This is a genomic window from Rothia sp. HMSC072B04, assembly GCF_001813725.1.
In the GTDB taxonomy this organism is placed as follows: domain Bacteria; phylum Actinomycetota; class Actinomycetes; order Actinomycetales; family Micrococcaceae; genus Rothia; species Rothia mucilaginosa.
On the sequence record NZ_KV813796.1, the window covers coordinates 42,224 to 58,224 of the forward strand.

Here is a 16,001-nt window from a genome sequence, read left to right on the forward strand (position 1 = left end):
GCCCGGTTACGAAAGTAACCGGGCTTTTGTGTATCTAAAACCAGTTTCAAGGTGGCTCCCGCAGCTACCCTCCTGCCCAGCGGCTTTCCACCACAGCGGTCTTCCGTGGTTGCGCCCGTATTTTCCCGATGTCCGCGAGGGGCTTTTCTGCGGGGGGGGGGGAGGGAGAGCTCACTCGGTGGCTTCGGTTGCCGGGTCGGGCGCCTCCAGCAGTAGATGCAGGGGCGTTCGCCAGAGTGTTCGCGACACGCCCGTGAACCGGCTGAAACAGCTGCGAAAAGTATTTACTATGACGGCAATTTGTCATATCTTTCACAATGTTTGAATCCCAGGGCGAACAATTAGCGATTGGGGTCTTGAGGGTGTAGCTTTATCTCATGGCTACTATTGAAATTACTCAGCAGAACCTGACTGCTACCGTCGAGAGCAATGACATCGTCTTCCTGGACTTCTGGGCAGATTGGTGCGGTCCCTGCAAGCAGTTCTCCCCCGTCTACGAGGCGGCTTCGGAGAAGCACAGCGACATTGTTTTCGGCAAGGTTGACACCGAGGACCAGGGCCAGCTCGCTCAGGCAGCAGGCATCACCTCCATCCCCACCATCATGGGCTTCCGTGGCGGTATCCTGGTTTACCAGCAGGCTGGCGCACTGCGCGAAGACCAGCTGGAGACCGTGATCGGTTCGATCCGCGAGCTTGACATGGACAAGGTCCGTGCAGAAATCGCAGCAGCAGAGGGCTCTGCAGAGAAGAAGTAAGCTCACCACCACAAAAGAGCTTGAACGGGGCGCACCCGCCGGCACAACCGGCAGGGGCGCCCCGTCCCCTTTTAACCTCGTGAGGGAGCGTTAGCGGCCGCGGTGATCCTCAATGGTCATACGCGCCCCGTAGCGCTGCTTCGAAAAGCCCGAGGCGTGCATGAGCCGCACCAGGCGCTGCCGATGCGGGCTGTAGGGTGCCAATAGGGAGAGCATACCCGCATCATCGGTGCGCTGACCGGTGAATAACTCACCGACCGCGTGCGCCAGATGGTAGTCACCCACGCTGATGGCGTCCGGGTGCCCGCACACGCGCTGTAGAGCCTCGGAAATACTCCACGGGCCCACGCCGCGCACAGTGTGCAGGCTTCGCGCCAGTAGCGCGATGTCCCCACTTGCTGCAATGTTTTTCAGAGACTCAGCCGAACGCGCGTAAGCGTACACGGCATCGTAGCGGCTTTTGTCCACACCCGCCCGATGCCAATCCCAGGTAGGAATCGTCGCCAGGGTCCGGGCGGTCGGGTAGACGCGCATGCCTTCGGGCTGATGCTCCAACCCGGTCGAAGGGGCGGGGGAGCCGTACTTTCGCAGAACCCAGCCCAGGGTTCTGAACGCTTCAGTCTGGGTGATGCGCTGCTCCACAACGGCGTTGAGCATCTGCCGGTCCAGTTGCCCCGAGGCGCTGAGGCGGAGCCCCGGATTCTGCCGCCGCGCCTGCTGGATACGCGGCGGAAGAGAAGCAAAAGAAGGCAGAGCGCCAAACTGCTCGGCGGGGTCGTGCAGACCCAGCCAGTACGTCATTTCCTGCGCCAACGCCTGAAGATCGGCTCGCGCCTGCATCTGCTGATCTGCGGCACTATAAGAAACCCAGATGCGAATACGCACCGGGCGCATCAGCACACGAAACAGGGAAGGGATAGACTCGGGAAGCTCGGCTGGCTGCGCCAAACGTTCGGCGTACAGTACGGCCGGGAACTCGTGAAACGGTGTGCGAGCCGTCACCCAGATTCGCTCGGCACCATCCGCGCGGCTCAGCGCACGATACGAAAGATCCTGAGCACCGCGGCGCAACGAACCCAAAGTCTGCGCCAACTGCACCGGAACATGCGGCTCAATTACAACCTCGCACGCCTCGGGAGCCAGGGCACCGGGAAGAGGCGAAGCGGCGGAGGAGAGAGTACGAACCTGAACGCGCGGCTGGCTAAGAATGGTAGGCTCCTGAAGAACATCCGTAAACGCCGGCGCATAGGGCACACCAGCTGCCGCCAAAGGATGCCGGATGCGCCGTGCACCCGCTGCCGGGAGGCTACCGGAGGCCGTACCGCCGGGGTTTGAGGAAGGAATCGTACTCACTCCACCAGTCTATTCCCTCATCGACCACGCCCCACCAATCTACGCCCCCCAGCTAAAGCACCAGAAATACTCGGCAGGGCAGGCACACCGCTAATGCGATACCCTAAAAGGTAGAGCGAGAACGAACGCAAACTCCGCCACCGGCACAACACAGGCTATGCGTTCCGCCCGTTCACAAGGGCGCCCACGCCCGGACATACACCCCGAGAGAAGGACGCCTATGGCACCGGAAGCACATGACGCACCCTCGACGACTAACGCACCTGAAACGACGAGAGGCACCGCTACAGGCGCGCGCCGCCAGCGTACCCAGAAAAAGCCGCGTCAGTCCTTCACCGAGCGCGTCAAGAGCATCCGCCCCCTTGAACTTCTACCCGGTCTGCTGCTTGCCGCCGCCGTCATGGCGCTGTACACCTACTACTCGCTTCAGCAGATGAAGCACTGGGTGACCCCCTCCTGGGACCTGGCGATTTTCACCCAGATGGCGCAGGCGTACTCGCACTTCTCCGTGCCCATCGTGCCCATTAAGGGGCCCGACTTTAACCTCTGGGGTGACCACTTCCACCCGATTCTGGTGCTTCTGGGACCCATCTACGCGCTGTTCCCCTCGCCGACCACGCTACTGGTCGTGCAGAACGCCCTGGTCGCCTTCGCAAGCTTCGCCATTGTGGGCTTCACTCAGCGTGCCTTCGCACTTGCCCAGAAGGCTGAAGACGCCCAGAAGACTGAGGACGCGCAGAGGAACGAACCTGCGCAGAATGCTCAGTCCGCAAAACTTCAGAGCGTCATCCCGACCATCACCGGTCTGCTACTCGGTGCCGGATTCGCCCTCAGCTTCGGCGTTCAGCAAGCTATCGCCGCCCAATTCCACGAAGTAGCCTTCGCCGTGCCGCTACTCGCCATGAGCCTCGGTTACCTGGTGCTCGCCTCGCGAGTGAGTGGCACCGAACGTGCCCGCTACCTCGCCTACGCCTGCTGGTGGTCCCTGCCCATCGCCTTCGTCAAAGAAGATATGGGTATTACTGTCGCAGCCATCGGCCTCATCATCTTTATCCGCACCGGCTGGCTGAGCATCGCTGTTGACATTCTGATGCCGCGCCTCTCCGCTGGTACCCCCGCCCCCATGCGCACCCGCATGCAGCAGCTCTACTCCTCGTGGGCACGCACCCCCGCCGTCGCAGAATCCACCATGGTGATGATGTGGGGTGTGTTCTGGTCGGTCGTCGCCGTCTACGTGATTCTGCCCTACTTCAACAGCGGTGGAAACTTCGATTACGCCGACAAAGTGAATTTCTCCGCAGCCCTGGGCGACCCCTTCGGCTCAGCGCTGCAGATGCTCAGCAACAACACCAAGCTGGCAACCCTCGGCCTGCTGCTCATTACCGGAGCGGTCCTCTGGGTGATTTCTCCGCTCGCGGCAATTGCCCTGCCGACCCTCGCCTGGCGTCTGCTCTCCACCATGGAATCCTACTGGGCAAGCACCTGGCACTACTCGCTCGTGCTTATGCCCGTTGTCTTCCTCGCCCTGCTCGACGCCGTCATGCGTGTACGCTACGGCGTGGTTCCCGCTGCAATTCCGGTACGCTCGGCTGCGCGAGTAGCCGATAGCGCCTCCGCCAAGGAATCCCAGGCCAATACCGAACCCGGCCGCCTCAGCGCCCTGGCCCGCCGCATACCCGTATGGGTTCTACCCGCCGCGGCGCTCTTCCTTGCCGCGTCCCCGATTTTTGTGCCCGGCTCCCAGCAGCCCCTCGCATCCCTGGGTAATGCGCAGTTCACCGCCTCCGCGCTGACCACCACTGACCAGATGAAGCAGGATGCCGTGCAGAAGGTACCCGAAGGGGTGACGGTCGCATCTGACCTGTCGATTCTGACTCAGCTGATTCCCGGCCGCACCGTCTACTGGATTGGTCACACCGGTGAGCCCGCACCCGACTACGTGGTCATCGACCGCAGGAGCAACTCCTGGGGCGGCAACCCGCCGACCAACGCCGCACAGTACGCGGCCGACCGCTACGGCCATTCCTACGCTAAGTACGCGACCGTCGGCACGATTGATATTGTGCGTCGCGTAGATTAATCCGAGGACTACATAGGCACGATGCGTGCCCGAAAAGCGCCCGCCCTCCGGCTGCGAGGGTGGGCGCTCGCCGTTAAGAGATGAGGTTTTAAGCACCTTTTGGGGTTAATCGGGTGCCGCTAAGGTAGACTAGGTAGAACACGGGAACCCCCGATGAAGGTCTTGTGCGCACCCGGCACCCAAGGTGGTGCTGGAATTGTAGGTGCGCCGTACTCACCATCACCGATTGATACGCCCCATAAACTTGCGGTTTACACCGTACACGCGGGCTTCTCTTAACGATCTCTGGTCCAGCGTCTTTGCTGCGTCTGCTGTAACAGACACACCACCGCCGTGTAAGCGGGAAGGCGAACCACCAGGAATACGTGACATTGCATGTGAGCATTACCCACCCTGTACACCCCTGATCCACAGGGACTACTGTGCGCCAAGCGCAGAGTACGAACAAGCGTGCGGATAATGTGCCGAGAAATTCAAGACCACCCCCAGCAAAAGCCGCTACCCGCAGCATCCGCAGAACACCTCTGCAGAATGCGCCGGTAACGGAGGACCCCTGGACGTTCTACTCCCCAGGGGATGATGTGTGGCTGGGCCGTGAAGGGGACACCCGGTAAGCGCCGAAAAGCGTGCGCTTCCACCCCTACCGTATAGAGGAAAAATTGACTGAGAATACTGCTACCCCGGCCGAACTGAACGCCGAGGCAGAGACCGTTGTGACCACTGAGAACATCACCGAGAACACCGTTGAGAGCCCTGCTGTAGAAGCAGAAGAAACCACCGCAGAAGCTACTGTAGAAACCCCCGCAGAAGAAACCGCCGACAAGGCTGAAGAAGAAGGCGTACGCTTCACCGACCTGGGCCTGGACGCTCGCGTCCTGGCAGCTCTGGAAGAGGTAGGCTACGAGAAGCCGTCCCCCATCCAGGAACAGACCATCCCGCTGCTGCTCGAAGGCCACGATGTGGTCGGTCTGGCACAGACCGGTACCGGTAAGACTGCAGCATTCGCGCTGCCGGCACTGTCCCGCATGGCTGAACTTGCTGACGTCAACGGCATCTCCCGCGACACCCAGGTTCTGGTCCTGGCACCCACCCGCGAGCTGGCTCTGCAGGTTGCAGAAGCCTTCTCCTCCTACGCAACCCACATGGAGGACTTCACCGTCCTGCCCATCTACGGTGGCTCCCCCTACGGCCCGCAGCTGGCTGGTCTGCGCCGCGGTGCGCAGGTCGTCGTCGGTACCCCTGGCCGTGTGATCGACCACCTGGAGAAGGGCTCCCTGGATCTGTCCAACCTGCAGTACCTGGTACTGGACGAGGCAGACGAAATGCTGCGCATGGGCTTCGCCGAAGACGTGGAAAAGATCCTCGAAGGCACCCCCGACAGCAAGCAGGTTGCGCTCTTCTCTGCAACCATGCCCAACTCGATCCGCAAGATCGCTCAGCAGTACCTGAACGACCCCACCGAGATTCGTGTCAAGGCTAAGACCACCACCAGCGCAAACATCTCCCAGCGCTACATGCAGGTCATGCACTCCCACAAGCTGGATGCAATGACCCGCGTGCTCGAGGTCGAAAACTACGATGGCATCATTGTCTTCGTGCGCACCAAGAAGGAAACCGAGGAAGTTGCCGACAAGCTGAAGGCACGCGGTTTCGCGGCAGCAGCGATCAACGGTGACATCCCCCAGCAGCTGCGTGAGCGCACCGTTGACGCCCTGCGTGATGGCCGCATCGACATCCTCGTAGCAACCGACGTGGCTGCACGCGGCCTGGACGTTGAGCGCATCTCCCTGGTCGTCAACTACGACATCCCCCACGACACCGAGTCCTACGTGCACCGCATCGGCCGTACCGGCCGTGCAGGTCGTGAAGGTGCCGCAATCCTCTTCGTCACCCCGCGTGAGAAGTACATGCTGCGTCAGATCGAGAAGGCAACCCGCCAGAAGGTCGAGCCGATGCACATGCCCACCGCAGAGGCAGTGAACGAGACCCGTAAGCAGCGCTTCGCACAGCAGATTACCGAGACCATCGAGTCTGAGGACCTGAGCTTCTTCCGCCAGATTATCGAGGACTACGAGAACGAGCACGACACCACCGCTGAGGACATCGCAGCCGCACTGGCTGTTATCGCCCAGCAGGGTCGCCCGTTCTTCCTGGATGAGGAAGAGGACATCGCGCGCAACTCCCGCCCCTTCTCCGACGACGATTCGGACCGCGGCGGCCGCAAGGCAAAGCGCGCGCACAACGACGAGGGCATGGTCAACTACAAGCTGAACGTTGGCCGTTCCTCCCGCGTGACCGCAGGCGCTATTGTGGGTGCACTGGCTAACGAGGGTGGCATTAAGGGCTCCCAGATTGGCTCCATCGACATTCGCCAGCACTTCACCATTGTTGGCCTGCCTGAGGACCTGCCCCGCGACTTCTTTGACCGTCTGCGTGACACCAAGATCGCTGGCGAGTTCATCAACATCCGCAAGGACAACGGTCCCAAGGGCGGCGGCGGTGGCCGCAGCTTCGGTGGTGGCCGTCGTGAAGGTGGCTACCGTGGCAACCGTGACGGTGGCCGCGACTTTGGTGGTCGTGATAACCGCCGTGAGGGTGGCTACCGCGGTAACCGTGAGGGTGGCCGTGATTTCGGTGGCGACCGCGACTTCAAGCGTGGCGGCCGTGACTTCGGTGGCAAGCGCAATGACCGTGACTTCGGCGGTCGCGACTTCGGTGGCCGTGATAACCGCCGTGAGGGTGGCTACCGTGGCAACCGTGACGGTGGCCGCGACTTCGGCGGTCGCGATAACCGCCGTGAGGGCGGCTACCGCGGTAACCGTGACGGCGGCCGCGACTTCGGCGGCCGCGGCAAGCGCTACTAAGATTTCAGCTAAGCCTGGATTTGCGGTAGGAGGGGCTTGCTGAGGCTATCGGCTAGCAGCCTTGTCATCCGCATATGAGTCAAAGACCGGCAGGGGAGCGATGAGCTCTCCTGCCGGTCTTTTGTATTTGTGTGTTGATGTGTTTGCATCAGCTGTTGCGGTGGCGCCTGGTCATTACTGGGGCTCCTGGCCATTGCTGGAGCCCCTGGTCAAAGCTGGGCTCTCATGCGGCAGTGCGGAGAACAGGAAAACGTTAAATGTGGTGCATGCCATAGCTTCTCCGCTTGCGAGCATTCTTGAAGACCTGTATAGTTTTACCTGTTGCCCCGATAGCTCAGTGGTAGAGCGCCATCTTGGTAAGATGGAGGTCCCGGGATCGATTCCCGGTCGGGGCTCTCTCATTAATTCATGCGAGAGCACGTATTGATGATGTGGCGGTGTAGCTCAGCTGGTTAGAGCGCACGACTCATAATCGTGAGGTCGACGGATCGAGCCCGTCCACCGCTACGCCCCGATAGCTCAGTGGTAGAGCGCCATCTTGGTAAGATGGAGGTCCCGGGATCGATTCCCGGTCGGGGCTCAGATAAGCCTGTCTCTTCGGAGGCAGGCTTTTTTGTTTGCCAATTTTCTCTGCCTATTTTCTTTGCCTGAAGCCCGGTCTGCATGCGCTCAGCGCACGGCTCGATACCGGGCATAGCGAAGCCCCCGAGAAAAATACTCGGGGGCTTCGTCTTTATGCTCTGATCAAAGCGTTAGGAGGCGCGGCGTACCACCGGCAGCTGGGACAGTAGCTCGTAGGAGCGCAGGCGGTCCTCATGCTCCCACGCCTCGGTCATGACGATGAGCTCGTCAGCGCCCGTGCGCGCCACCAGGTCCTCAATACGAGCCTGCGCGGTGGCGGGGGAGCCTACGATTGCTTCGGCGGTCATGCGGTCAATGTGCATCTTCTCCGTGTCGGTCCAGACGGCGTCCATATCTTCCACGGGAGGTGCGAAAGACAGATTGCCGCGCACCACGCCCAGGAAATGCTGCTGCTGGCTCGTGTACAGGTAGCGTGCCCGCTTGTCGGTATCGGCGAGCATTGCGGTGGCACCCACCATGACGTAGGGCTGCTCCAGGTGCTCCGAGGGCTTGAAGTTTGCGCGGTAGGTGTCTACCGCCTCCTGCAGCATTGCGGGCGCAAAGTGCGAAGCGAACGCGTAGGGCAGGCCCAGCTGTGCGGCAAGCTGCGCACCGAACAGGGAAGAACCCAGAATGTACAGGGGCACCTTCGAGCCCTGGCCGGGAATGGCGTGCACGCGGTGCATGGGGGAGGGCTCACCCAGGAAGCGCTGCAGCTGCTGCACCTCGGCGGGGAAGCTCATGGCGGCAGAATCGTCGCGGCGCAGAGCGGCGGCGGTCATCGGGTCGGTGCCGGGCGCACGACCCACACCCAGGTCAATACGACCGGGGTGGAATGCGTTGAGGGTACCGAACTGCTCCGCCACCACGTAGGGTGCATGGTTGGGGAGCATAATGCCGCCTGAACCCACGCGAATACGCTCGGTTGCGGCAGCGATTTCCGCCATGACCACGACGGTTGCTGAGGACAGCAGGGAGCCGGCATTGTGGTGCTCGGCGACCCAGAAACGCTCGTACCCGTAGGACTCAGCCGCGCGGGCGGCATCGATGGTGTTGAGCATGGTCTGGTGCTGGCTCTGGTCGGGGCGGTGCGGCATCAGGTCAAGCACCGAAATTTTTACGTTGGAAGACATAACTTTTCCTTCTGAAATAGATTGCGGGTACCCGTCCAGCCTACGCCTGCTTGGGCTGGATGGGTAGGGGCCTTCGCTAGCAGGTAAAAATGCGACGAAATACTGCACGCCTGCACGCTGGTTGCCTGCACGCCGGTTACCTGTACAGTGGTCTGTCCACTCTGTGCGTATGAGCTGAACACTGTGCACAAGAACGGTAGACTGAAATCATGAGCATTAACCCTGAGATTGTGGGCAGGGTCTACCCGTCCGAGAACACCTACGTTGTCGGTCGCGAAAAGATCCGCGAATTTGCCCGAGCAGTTCACGCAGAAAACCCCCTCCACCACGACGTTGAGGCAGCCCGCGCGGCAGGGTACGCAGATGTGATTGCCCCGCCGACCTTCGCCATTATCCTGGCGCAGGCAGCTGACGCGGCACTCATCAACGACGATTCCGCCGGTATTGATTTCTCCCGCGTGGTGCACGCCGACCAGCGCTTCACCCACCACCGCCCCATCGTTGCCGGTGATGAGCTGCGCACCGAAGTTCACGTGGACTCCGTGCGCGTTATGGGTGCCGGCGCAATGCTGACCACCCGCGAAGAAATCGTTGACGCGCAGGGCGAGCCGGTCACCACCTGCATCTCTTCCCTGCTGGTTCGTGCTGAGGAGGAAAACTAATGGTGCGTTTTGTAGATCTTGAAAAGGGCCAGGAAATCGGTTCGCGTACCGTGGAGCTCTCCCGCGCTTCGCTGGTGCGTTACGCTGGCGCATCCGGTGACTTCAACCCGATTCACTGGAACGAGCGTTTTGCTCAGTCGGTGGGCCTGTCCGGCGTGATTGCTCACGGCATGCTGACCATGGGTACCGCCGTGCAGCTCGTGAGCGACTGGGCGGGCGACCCCGGCGCAATCGTGGACTACCAGACTCGATTCACCAAGCCCGTTCCCGTGGCGGATGCGCCCGGCGGCGAAAACCCCGACACCCCCACGAACGCCCTGACCATCAGCGGTAAGGTGGGTGCCCTGAATGAGGAGGAGCGCACCGCCCGCATTGACCTGACCGTCACCGCTCGTGACGAGGAAGGCAAGGAGCAGAAGGTTCTGATGAAGAGCCAGGCTGTGGTTCGTCTCTCGGTATAGAGTTTCTGTGCTTGCAGATAGCCGTGTGAAAGCAACTATGTGAAGGCCCCGGCGCTACCCGATGCGGTGGTTCCGGGGCTTTTGCATGCTCGGCTGCGCGCTCGCCGGCGCAGGTGGTGGCGCTTCTTTCTGCGGGAGGCGCGCCGGAAAATGAAGGAAAAATCACCATAAGGTTTTCGTGACTTTAACGCGTGGCGGGTGTTGACCCCGCACAACGACCGGTATTCTTAACCTATGACTGAAAAGCTGTTGAGCGAACTGACCACCGCCCAGGTAGGCGGTCCCGCTAAGACCTACGTCCGCGCCACCTCCGAAGCAGAAATTATCGAAGCAGTCTCCGCTGCAGACGCCGCAGGCGAACCCGTCCTCATCGTGGGCGGCGGCTCCAACCTGCTGGTTTCCGACGAAGGCTTCAACGGAACCGTCGTGCACATCGCCTCCGAAGGCGTAGAGGTTCTGCCCATCCCCGCATGCGGCGGCGCAAACGTGCGCGTGCAGGCGGGCACCATCTGGGACGACTTCGTGAAGCTCAGCATCGAGAACGAATGGGTTGGCCCCGCGGCTCTCTCCGGTATTCCCGGCACCGTGGGTGCAACCCCCGTGCAGAACGTCGGCGCATACGGCGTTGAGGTGGGCGAGTTCATCGCCTCCGTACGCACCTGGGACCGCGAAAAGAACACTCGGAAGACCTTCGCGAGCGCAGACCTGCGCTTCGGCTACCGCGACTCGGTGCTCAAGCGCGCAACCGTCAACGGCTCGCCCCGCTACGTGGTGCTGACCGTTGATTTCCAGTTCACCCTCGGTAGCCTGTCCTCCCCGATTCGTTACGCCGAGCTGGCGAAGAGCCTGGGTGTTGAGCCCGGTCAGCGCGCCGAATCCGCCCTGGTACGCGAGAAGGTGCTTCAGTTGCGCGGCTCCAAGGGTATGGTGCTCAACCCCGAGGACCGTGACACCTTCTCCACCGGTTCTTTCTTCACCAACCCGATCGTTCCGCGCTCGACCCTGGATTCCCTGCCGGAGGGCGCCCCGAACTTCCCGGTGGTCGTGAAGACTTCCCCGTTCACCGCGGGTGTCGAGGACCCCGATCACGTGAAGCTTTCGGCTGCTTGGCTGATTCAGCACGCCGGTTTCGAGAAGGGCTTCGGTCTGGAGGGTGAGTCTCGCGAGATCGCTCAGGGCCGTGCAAGCCTGTCGACCAAGCACACCCTGGCGATTACGAACCGCGGCGGCGCATCCGCTGAGGACATCTTCGCTATCGCCCGCGCTGTGCGCGATGGCGTGCGTGAACGTTTTGGTGTGACCCTGGTTCCTGAGCCTGTCGTGGTCAACGGCGAAATCTAAACGCTCAACTTCTCGCCTCTCGTAGCGCGAGGATGCATAGAATAAACGCTTCGGGCGGTCTCTGATAAAGAGGCCGCCCGAAGCGTTGTATTGACTTGCTGAGCTAGTGGCGAGGTGAGGAGATGCGCACCTGCCCCGGCAGGTAGGGCCTGCGCTTGGGCGCTGTGCGCGTTGCCGCAAGGGGAGCGGCGGGCAGGTGCTCCATCAGTACCTGAACCGCCAGGGGAAGCTTCTGCGGCGGGCTGGGGGCGTGGAAAATCGGCTTATGGCGCGTGGGCCGGTACGGGTAGTATTCCGCATCCTCGCTGTGCGACCAGACAAGGTTGCCGAACTCGCCGGGAACGGGGGAAAGCACGTTGGCGTAGTAGGCGCGCGTCTGCAGATCGGCACGCTCGGAGGCGCCGGTAGTGGTGCCGGTGGATACGCCGCTGGGCACGCGGTCCTGCTCGATGATGAGGGCGCGGACCATGCCGCCTACGGTGCTAATCGCGTTTACGTGTAGGGCGAGCAGATCCCCGTCCTTGTGGTCGACCTGTACCTGCCCGTCCGCGAGGATTTGGGTGCCCATTGTGATGCTGCTGGCGATTCCTTCGCAGAGGGCGCGGATGAGCGCCATGCGTGCAGGGTAGAGGTCTGCGATATCCCAGCCGATGAGGGCGGGCGCGGCGGAATTGCCTGCGTATTCCTCGCAGGATTCGTAGGCTACGACGTCCACGTAGCCGCGGGCGATGGGCTCATGGTCGTAGGGGCGGCCGTCGCGCTGTTCCCAGAAGCTGAGGGCGGTTGCGGTGAAGACAGCCTGGCCGTCGCGTACGGCGACGCTGAGCGTAAAGTCCTGTGGGTAGCCGTTTTTGGTGCGCGGGCGCAGGGTGATTGCGCGGGTGTATTCGTTGAATTCCTCGGGCCAGTCCAGGTAGTAGCTCATTTTTGCCCCGTCGCCACGGTGCACGGTGAGTTCGCCCGGCAGCAGCATGGCTTCGGGCACCCCGCCGGCACGTTCGGTGGCGTAGTGTTCGCTCACGGGCCAGGGGCTGAACTCTGTGCGGTAGGGGCTGGAGAGGAAGGAATCGAGCATAGAACGTATCCTCTCATAGTTTGAGGTTGTGGCGCATGGATAGGGGGCTTAAATGACAAATGAGCTGCCCCTTCTGACTGCTCGGAAAAAGCGTTCAGGAGGGACAGCCCATCATGTAGGCTAGGCGGCTCGTTAGAGGGACTCGCCGCGGCGTTCAGGCAGCAGGAACACGGTGGTTGCCGCTACCAGGAACGCGGTGGAGAAGAGCGTAAAGAGCAGCGGGGTTCCACCGAATGCGACCAGCGGCGGCACAATGAGCGGCGCCGCGATGGAGGCGATACGGCCGATACCGGCGGCGGCACCGGTGCCGGTTCCTCGCAGGTGGGTCGGGAAGATCTCCGGGCTCAGGGCGTAGAGGGCGCCCCACGCGCCGAGGTTGAAGAAGGAGAGCATGCAACCGGCGAGGATAATGAATACCTCGGAGTGCGCCATGCCGTAGCCAGCTGCCGCCAGTGCGGAGCCGAGCAGGAAGGTCGCCAGGGTTGCGCGTCGGCCCCACTTTTCGATGAGGTAGGCGGCGACCGCGTAGCCGGGCAGCTGGGCGAGGGTCATGATGAGGGTGAATGCGAAGGACTTCACGAGGCTGAAGCCCTGGGCGTTCAGCAGCGCCGGAATCCAGATGAACGCGCCGTAGTAGGAGAGGTTGATGCAGAACCAGATGACGCACAGGGCGATGGTCTTGCGGCGCTGACCGGCAGCCCAGATGGAGTGAATCTTCGCGGATTCTGCGTTGTCGGCACTTTCTGCGGCACCGTGTGCGGAAGCGTCTTCGGCCTGCTTCTTGGTTCGGGAGAAGAGCGCGGGGGAGGCCTCGAAACGTTCGACCACCTGGCGTGCCTGATCGTGCTTGCCGACCGACTCCAGGAAGCGCACCGACTCGGGGGTTCCCATACGGATCACGAGCGAGTAGATGGCGGGAATCAGACCAATGGCAAGCGCCCAACGCCAGCCGTTAGCCTGCGGAACGATGAAGGTACCGATGAGAGCGGCGAGGATCCAGCCCAGAGCCCAGAAAGCCTCCAGAGCGACCACGACGCGGCCGCGGATAGCGCGCGGCGAGAACTCAGAAATCAGGGTGGATGCCACGGGAAGTTCCGCGCCCAGACCCAGACCGACCAGGAAACGGAAGACGAGCAACACACCCAGGGAGGTTGCCAGGGCGGATGCGCCGGTCGCCAGACCGTAAATCAGCAGGGTGAGGGCGAAGATGTAGCGGCGGCCGAGCTTATCGGCGAGTAGACCGCCGAAGGTTGCGCCGAGCGCCATGCCGACGAATCCGATGGAACCGAGCCAGGAGGCTTCGGTGGGGCTGAGCTGCCATTCCTTGATGAGGGCCGCCATGACGAAGGAGATGAGACCTACGTCCATGGCGTCGAGTGCCCAGCCGAGACCCGAGATACCCAGGAGTTTGCCGTGGGCGCGGGTGAAGGGCAGGTTTTCGAGGCGTTCGTTGAGGGTCGGTGCGGCGTTGCGTTCAGCAGCGGGTGCAGAGGTACCAGCGGGTGCAACAGCGTTGGTGCGGGATGAGTCCGTTGATACGGGACGGGGGGAGGACACGGTAGTGGGTCGCTTCCTTAGTGTTTAGGCGTAGTGCCGAGCGAATTGTTCCCTTACAGTGTATAAAGGTACTTTCGACTTGAACACTATTGAAACGAAAAAATTTTGAAGATGACGGAAAAATCTCAACATGAAGAAATCTTTCACAGCACCCATCCAGCGGTAGGTGCTATTCTCTAACCACCGCCGCCCGGTGAAACTCACCTACGGCACGTCTGGAAGGACCACCCCTGAAAACCATTGAAGATGAAGTCAAGGAAAGCGAGACCAGCCGCTTTCACCGCTGGCTCGAAGCCCGCAAGGAGCGCATGCACGCGCATCCGGTCATGCGTCATCTCTACAAGCCCCTCGTCATCGGCGTGGGCGCCTTCTGCTTTATCGCCGGACTGATTATGCTCGTCACCCCCGGCCCCGGCTGGTTGTTCATCTTCATCGGCCTGGGCATTTGGGGTACCGAATTCACCTGGGCACGCCGCGCCAATGTCTTCATGAAGCACGTGGTGCTCACCGCCTGGTACCGCTACCGCGCCTGGCGACAGCAACGCAAGGAACGCAAAGCCGCACGCAAGGCAGAACGCAAAGCCGCCGCCGCAAACCAGCGCTAACCCGGCCAGCGCTAAACCAGCTCGCGCTAAGCCCACACGCGCTATACGCAGGCACAAAAAGCCCTCGCCCCCATCCGAAAAGAATGGTAGCGAGGGCTTTCTTATAGCTTGTCAGTGAGCCTTAGAGCTTGCCAACAGCAATCTGCAGCATGCGGCGAATCGGCTCAGCAGCACCCCAGAGCAGCTGGTCACCCACAGTGAACGCGCTAATGTACTCGGGGCCCATCGCGAGCTTACGCACGCGACCAACCGGAATTTCCAGAGAACCGGAAGCAGCCACGGGGGTCAGCTGCTCCATGGAAGCCTCACGCTCGTTCGGCACGAAGCGAACCCAGGGGTTGTCCTCAGCGATGATGCGCTCGATCTCCTCGATCGGCAGATCCTTCTTGAGCTTGATGGTCAGCGCCTGAGAGTGCGAGCGCATCGCGGCGATGCGGACGCACAGACCGTCCATGGTGATCTTGTCATCTTCGGAGCGGCCCAGGATCTTGTTGGTCTCAACCTCAGCCTTCCACTCTTCGCGGGACTGACCGTTACCCAGATCCGAGTCGATCCAGGGAATCAGGGAGCCGGCGAGCGGCACACCGAACTGGGAAGAATCCAGCTCACCGGAGCGCTGCTTAGCAAGGATCTTGCGGTCGATGTCCAGAATTGCGGATGCGGGGTCGTTCAGTTCCTCGGAGACCTCGTTGCCCAGGTCGCGGAACTGTGCGAGCACCTCGCGCATGTGGCGGGCACCGCCGCCGGACGCTGCCTGGTAGGTCATGGAGGTAGCCCACTCAACCAGGTCATTCTTGAAGAGGCCGCCCAGGCCCATCAGCAGGCAGGAGACGGTGCAGTTACCGCCGACGAAGTCCTTCACGCCAGATGCCAGGCCGCGGTCGATGACGTCGCGGTTAATGGGGTCCAGCACGATGATGGAGTCATCGTTCATGCGCAGGGTGGAAGCGGCATCAATCCACAGGCCGTCCCAGCCGGCTGCACGCAGCTTCGGGTGCACAGCCTCGGTGTAGCCACCGCCCTGAGCGGTCACAATAATCGAGTGCTTACGCAGCTCATCAATGTCGTATGCGTCCTTCAGTTCGGACGGTTCAATTACGCCGTCGAAGGTGGGCGCAGCGCCACCAACATTAGAGGTAGTGAAGAAGACGGGGGTAATGCCCTCGAAGTCGCCTTCCTCAACCATGCGCTTCATGAGGACCGAGCCCACCATACCGCGCCAGCCAACAAAACCTACAGAGTCACCGGGATTAAAGTTCATGGTTCCCAGTGTACTCTCAGGCTGGCGGGTGCGGACTAACACCGTACAAAAAATTTGATATTCGGAACGGGACATTCCGCGCAGGCGCTAGGCTTGGTATCCGACTCGGCACCAGGTACTGTATCGGGGCGCGTTAAAGCGTTCAAGCCCGCGGTACTCCGGGCGGAGTAGCCGCAGGCTTGAGTCGCTCGTCTGAGCTTGTTTGTCAGAGGTTGTTTGCTAGAGCTGACGGT

General features: G+C 61.6%; 12 protein-coding genes and 3 tRNA genes. 10 read left to right on the forward strand and 5 right to left on the reverse strand.

Annotation, left to right across the window (positions count from 1 at the left end):
• Positions 1-377 precede the first annotated feature (377 nt).
• A complete protein-coding gene (locus HMPREF2928_RS02050) occupies positions 378-755 on the forward strand; it encodes a thioredoxin family protein (RefSeq protein WP_005504813.1) in 378 nt (125 codons plus the stop codon).
• A 90-nt stretch (positions 756-845) separates the two neighbouring features.
• Here the strand turns inward: HMPREF2928_RS02050 and HMPREF2928_RS02055 are convergent, their stop codons facing one another.
• On the reverse strand, positions 846-2,108 hold the full coding sequence (locus tag HMPREF2928_RS02055) for a DNA-3-methyladenine glycosylase family protein (RefSeq protein WP_070615248.1): 1,263 nt from the start codon (positions 2,106-2,108) through the stop codon (positions 846-848).
• A 220-nt stretch (positions 2,109-2,328) separates the two neighbouring features.
• Here HMPREF2928_RS02055 and HMPREF2928_RS02060 point away from each other — a divergent pair, with 220 nt between their 5' ends.
• The 5 genes from HMPREF2928_RS02060 (at position 2,329) to HMPREF2928_RS02080 (ending at position 7,632) form a co-directional block, all read left to right on the forward strand.
• A complete protein-coding gene (locus tag HMPREF2928_RS02060) occupies positions 2,329-4,188 on the forward strand; it encodes a DUF2079 domain-containing protein (RefSeq protein WP_070687254.1) in 1,860 nt (619 codons plus the stop codon).
• 659 nt (positions 4,189-4,847) lie between these two features.
• Entirely contained in the window at positions 4,848-7,052 is a 2,205-nt protein-coding gene (locus HMPREF2928_RS02065) for a DEAD/DEAH box helicase (RefSeq protein WP_070687256.1), read from the forward strand.
• Positions 7,053-7,375: 323 nt separating this feature from the next.
• A tRNA-Thr gene (locus tag HMPREF2928_RS02070) sits at positions 7,376-7,447 on the forward strand.
• A 38-nt stretch (positions 7,448-7,485) separates the two neighbouring features.
• A tRNA-Met gene (locus HMPREF2928_RS02075) sits at positions 7,486-7,559 on the forward strand.
• Between the two features lies 1 nt (position 7,560).
• Positions 7,561-7,632 (forward strand) — tRNA-Thr (locus HMPREF2928_RS02080).
• A 172-nt stretch (positions 7,633-7,804) separates the two neighbouring features.
• Here the strand turns inward: HMPREF2928_RS02080 and HMPREF2928_RS02085 are convergent.
• Positions 7,805-8,806 (reverse strand): LLM class flavin-dependent oxidoreductase, encoded by a 1,002-nt coding sequence (locus HMPREF2928_RS02085; protein ID WP_070629948.1) that lies wholly within the window; start codon positions 8,804-8,806, stop codon positions 7,805-7,807.
• Between the two features lie 209 nt (positions 8,807-9,015).
• On the opposite strand from HMPREF2928_RS02085, the gene HMPREF2928_RS02090 reads away from it, so the two are divergent.
• From HMPREF2928_RS02090 to HMPREF2928_RS02100, 3 genes are all read left to right on the forward strand, one after another.
• Positions 9,016-9,468: a MaoC family dehydratase N-terminal domain-containing protein gene (locus HMPREF2928_RS02090; protein ID WP_005504824.1), complete on the forward strand. Its 453-nt coding sequence runs from the start codon at positions 9,016-9,018 to the stop codon at positions 9,466-9,468.
• Positions 9,468-9,929 carry a MaoC family dehydratase gene (locus tag HMPREF2928_RS02095; protein WP_070615225.1) on the forward strand — a complete coding sequence of 154 codons (462 nt, stop codon included), beginning with the start codon at positions 9,468-9,470 and terminating at the stop codon, positions 9,927-9,929. Before HMPREF2928_RS02090 ends, HMPREF2928_RS02095 begins: the two co-directional genes overlap by 1 nt.
• 234 nt (positions 9,930-10,163) lie before the next feature.
• Positions 10,164-11,270 (forward strand): UDP-N-acetylmuramate dehydrogenase, encoded by a 1,107-nt coding sequence (locus tag HMPREF2928_RS02100; RefSeq protein ID WP_070615220.1) that lies wholly within the window; start codon positions 10,164-10,166, stop codon positions 11,268-11,270.
• Between the two features lie 103 nt (positions 11,271-11,373).
• Here HMPREF2928_RS02100 and HMPREF2928_RS02105 read toward each other — a convergent pair whose 3' ends face one another.
• Positions 11,374-12,345 (reverse strand): histidine kinase, encoded by a 972-nt coding sequence (locus HMPREF2928_RS02105; protein ID WP_070687258.1) that lies wholly within the window; start codon positions 12,343-12,345, stop codon positions 11,374-11,376.
• A gap of 132 nt (positions 12,346-12,477) precedes the next feature.
• Complete coding sequence (locus tag HMPREF2928_RS02110) at positions 12,478-13,902, reverse strand: MFS transporter (RefSeq protein WP_070687260.1); 1,425 nt, start codon at positions 13,900-13,902, stop codon at positions 12,478-12,480.
• Positions 13,903-14,210: 308 nt separating this feature from the next.
• On the opposite strand from HMPREF2928_RS02110, the gene HMPREF2928_RS02115 reads away from it, so the two are divergent.
• Positions 14,211-14,507 (forward strand): PGPGW domain-containing protein, encoded by a 297-nt coding sequence (locus HMPREF2928_RS02115; protein WP_246823542.1) that lies wholly within the window; start codon positions 14,211-14,213, stop codon positions 14,505-14,507.
• 121 nt (positions 14,508-14,628) lie between these two features.
• On the opposite strand, the gene asd is transcribed toward HMPREF2928_RS02115, so the two are convergent.
• The gene (gene asd, locus HMPREF2928_RS02120) at positions 14,629-15,768 is read right to left on the reverse strand and encodes an aspartate-semialdehyde dehydrogenase (protein WP_070687262.1); all 1,140 of its coding nucleotides are present in this window, start codon (positions 15,766-15,768) and stop codon (positions 14,629-14,631) included.
• Positions 15,769-16,001: the final 233 nt, after the last annotated feature.